Genomic DNA, 3,689 nt, shown 5'->3' with positions numbered 1-3,689 from the left:
CAGTGGGGTTGCTGCTGCTGACCACCGTCGACCACTCGCAGGCGACGGCGTCGAAGGTGGAGCGTACGGCGTCCGCCGCCCGGCGCGTACCCAGGTGGACCCGGGCGTAGCCGAGGTAGGGGCCGGTGTAGAGGGTGCGGAAACCCTCGAACACCACGGGGCCGGAACCGAGGTCCGCGGACGGCGGCGGGCCGGGCAGGCTCATCCGAACGCCTGGGCCGGCAGGGTGTGCGGGCCGGCGGGGATGACGAGCGGAAGGGGGGCGCCCGCAGAACAGCCTTCGGGACGGCCCGCGTACCGGCTCTCCTGCCTGGCGGTCTGCCACAGCGGGCGGATCAGGTCGGGTTGGCCGCCGACCGCGATGGTCAGCCACTGCACGGGCTCCCACTCGGGCACCCGGGTGCCGTCGAGTACGTCGCGGATGACGTCGAGGGCGAGCCGGTTGCCGCTCAGCTCCCTGATCTCGGCGTCGGTCGGGCTGCCGGCGGCGAGGCGCAGGCCGCGCAGTGCGGCGTCCAGGCCCGGCGGCTCCGGCGTGCAGTAGCCCCGGGCCGCCGCCCACAGCGGGTGCAGGTCGGCCGGGTCCACGCCGTAGACCTCGCTCAACCGGCGGGTGACGGTCCATGACGGCACGCGTTCGCCGGTCAGGATGCGGCACAGGTAGGAGGCGGTGACGTTGCTCTTGTTGCCGGCGACGCGCAGGGTCATGCCGCTGGCCTGGTGCAGGTGGGTCAGCGCCCGGGTCAACGGCCCGTCGGGGCCGGCCAGTCCCGCTAACCCGGTGCATCCGTCCGCGCCGGCGCCCCGCGCACCCTCCTCCGGCCTGTCGCTCCTGGGCCGGGCCTTGCGCGCGCGGGGGGCGTCCACCTGCACGCTCTTCCGCCGTGTGACGCTCCGCTGGTAGCGGCCGGTGGGGTAGTGGCGGGAGAGCTTGTCGACGCTGATGCTGAGCGCCGCGGCGATGTCCACCGACTTGCTCTTGCGTACGCGTGCTTGTTGGACGACGACCGCGGTCAGGTCGACCGTGACGGAGTGGCTCTGGGTGAGCAGCGCCAGGCTGTCGAAGCAGTGTCCGCCGCGGATCAGCCGCTCGATCTCCTGGAAGTGCTGCACCGCCTGCTCGGCGATCTCCAGTGCTTCGTGGTCGACCATCTGGGTCCTGGCCTGGCGGGCGCGCTGCTGGGAGCTGCGGTACGCCTTGCCGCAGGCGTCGTTGCAGTACTGCCGGGGGCGGCCGACGCCGCCGTTCTGGTCAACGGGTTTGCCGCAGTTGCGGCAGGAATCGGCGTCTCCCTGCGCCTTCGGGTTCATGGGTGTCGCCCTTTCGAGGGGAGTATGCAACGGGTAACGGGGTGCAGAATCGGAGAGTTTTCCGCGGTGCGGGGCGGAAAATGCCCTCCGGTTCGAGTCCGGTTCCGGGACGCGCGGCATCCGAGTGCCTCCGATCGACATCAGTGTCAACAAGGGCCGGCTGCTGTGGAGAGCCCACAGGTACGGCGAAGGCGTCGATGACAAGGGAACGAGGGGGCCTCGGCACGTTCCAGCCGCCGCCCCCGGGTGGCCCGCTCGCCGCAGGCGTCAGCGAGCAAGACCCACTGTTGCTGCGTCAACACGGCTTCCAGCAGGGCGAATTCGCGCTTGTTGCCTCGGCTGTCAAGCTCCAGGGGGGTTTCATGACCCGGGTCGCGCGGGATGCTAATTTCGGATTCCCGCGGACTGACAGACGTCATGGCCGGGCCGCGGAAAAGGTCGGGAGGCACAACGCCCTCCTTGATCGTGGAGTTCCGACAAGAGCGGAGGGTCCCGGTGCATGGTTGGCGCCGGTGCCGGGACCTCCGTGGTCTCGATGACGCTACCCGCTCGCTCCCGCTCACTCATACCATCGACCATCACTACGGTCCGTAAATGGGCTGCTCGCCGTTCCCGGCCGTTCACATCCACAACATGCGGAGCTCATTCGGCGATAGTCGGTCGACATCGGTCGCCGTTAGCGCCCAAATCGATATATAGCGGGGGTAGCGTTCCGCATGACGCACGCCCCCAACTCGCCCCCGAACGCCCCGCATTGAGTTGCTCGTTTCGTCGGGGTCTGCCCGCCCCTTCGCGGCCAGCGCGACACCGCGGGCCATGCCGGCAGCGGGAAACGTGCCGCCGATCCCCCTCAGAACGCCGCCTAGCTGCACCATCGGCCATTCGGTGCGCCACGGTGCGCGCGGTGGGGCCGGACGACGGTCGACAGGGGCAGCGGCGCCGCCTCGGACACTCCATCTGGCGTTCAGCCAGGGCGCATTACGCGCCGTGACCGCAGGCACGCTCGCCCACGGTCACGACCGACCCACGGGTGAGGCGGCGTCAGCCGGCTTCCGGCTCCGGAGCGTTCGGGCGGGGGGACGAACCGTACGGGAGGGCGTTCCAGCCCTGTTCGAGGAGGTCGAAGGCGGCGTCGAGCGAGCGGGCACCGGCACCTGCCGCGGGGTCGATGTCCGGCGCCTCCAGGGCGAACCTGGCCAGGGCTGCGCAGTACGGATCGTCGGCGGCGGCGCCCACCTCCGCGGCGATGGCCCGGGCCAGCGCGCCCTGGTGGCGCACCCACATGCGGTGGGCGTAGGCGGACAGTGCGGGCGTGTTCCGCACCAACTCGCGGAAGGCGGCGAAGCGCTCGTCGCGGTCCCGACCGCCCCTGGCCAGTCGTACGTGCTCGCGCAGGGCCTGCGGAATGGACTGGCCCGGGGCCCGTTCGCGCACCGCCGCCACCAGCGCGGCGTCCCGCTCCGGCTCCTCGTCGAAGACCAGGGCCTCCTTGCCCGGGAAGTGCTTGAAGAGGGTGGTGGTCGATACGTCCGCGGCCTCGGCCACGTCACGGATGGAGACCCGGTCGTAGCCGCGCTCCAGGAAGAGCGCGAGGGCGGCATCGGCCAGGGCCTGTCGCGTGGCCGCCTTCTTGCGCTCGCGGCGCCCCATCGTCGCATCAACCATGGAGTCACCCTACAGCGAGGCTTGACCGAATCCATTAGTTAACCCATTGCACTTTTACGGGGGGGCACTCCTGCTCACTCTGCTACGGAGGCGCCGCACACCCTACGCACCCCGCACACCCTGCGCGCCCCGTCCGCCCTGCCCCCCCCGCACACCAACCCCGCACGCCACGTAACCCCGAACACCTTGCCCGCGCCAGACACCTTGCCCATCTCGCACGCCTCGCCCATCTCCGAGCCCCGCACGAACAGCCGCCCCCCGCGGGGCCGCACGACCCACCCCACCCGGGCCACCACCAGGCCCACCTCCCCCAGCCCCCACCCACCCGGACCGCCGCCAGACGCGCACCGCAGGGCGCCGCCCGCGCGCCCTCAGCAGACGCGCCACCCGCCCCGCCTCTCCCTCCCACCCCTCTTGCCGTAAGCGTCGCATTCTATCTAGGCTCATTACATGACCGTGACGCGGCAGGCCGCCGAAGCCGACATCCCCGAGCTCGTACGCCTACGGGCACTGCTCTTCGAGACGCTCGGTGGCGAGTTCTTCAACCCTTCGCCGGCGGACCAGGGGTGGCGGGACGCCCTCGCCACGGTGCTTGCCGGGCACCTGTCGGCGCCGGACGTGCACGTGCTGGTCGTGGACGGTGTCGGCGACGGTCTCGCCGCCTGCGGCATCGGCATGGTCGAGCAGCGCCTGCCCAGCCCACACCTGCCCAA

At 71.2% G+C, this 3,689-nt stretch carries 2 protein-coding genes and 2 pseudogenes; 1 reads left to right on the top strand and 3 read right to left on the bottom strand.

The genetic code is table 11. The features are described from left to right. The 3 genes and pseudogenes from AAHZ94_RS30520 to AAHZ94_RS30510 form a co-directional block, all read right to left on the bottom strand. Nucleotides 1-205 (bottom strand): annotated as a pseudogene (locus AAHZ94_RS30520) (hypothetical protein); the annotation flags it as partial. After that, complete coding sequence (locus AAHZ94_RS30515; RefSeq protein WP_349996965.1) at nucleotides 202-1,311, bottom strand: helix-turn-helix domain-containing protein; 1,110 nt, start codon at nucleotides 1,309-1,311, stop codon at nucleotides 202-204. The gene AAHZ94_RS30515 and the pseudogene AAHZ94_RS30520, both read right to left, overlap by 4 nt. Before the next feature lie 1,041 nt (nucleotides 1,312-2,352). Continuing rightward, nucleotides 2,353-2,976, bottom strand: a complete 624-nt coding sequence (locus AAHZ94_RS30510) for a TetR/AcrR family transcriptional regulator (RefSeq protein ID WP_349996964.1) — start codon at nucleotides 2,974-2,976, stop codon at nucleotides 2,353-2,355. A gap of 450 nt (nucleotides 2,977-3,426) precedes the next feature. Between AAHZ94_RS30510 and AAHZ94_RS30505 the strand changes: the two are divergent. Next, nucleotides 3,427-3,689, top strand: a pseudogene (locus tag AAHZ94_RS30505) (GNAT family N-acetyltransferase); the annotation flags it as partial.

This window comes from Streptomyces sp. HSW2009 (assembly GCF_040240285.1).
GTDB lineage: Bacteria > Actinomycetota > Actinomycetes > Streptomycetales > Streptomycetaceae > Streptomyces.
The sequence above is the reverse complement of the archived record's forward strand: the minus strand, read 5'-3'. Positions and strand labels throughout refer to the sequence as shown.

Coding starts and splice junctions, on each gene's coding strand:
- AAHZ94_RS30515 (WP_349996965.1), bottom strand. CDS start 1,311: ATGAACCCGAAGGCGCAGGGAGACGCCGATTCCTGCCGCAACTGCGGC.
- AAHZ94_RS30510 (WP_349996964.1), bottom strand. CDS start 2,976: ATGGTTGATGCGACGATGGGGCGCCGCGAGCGCAAGAAGGCGGCCACG.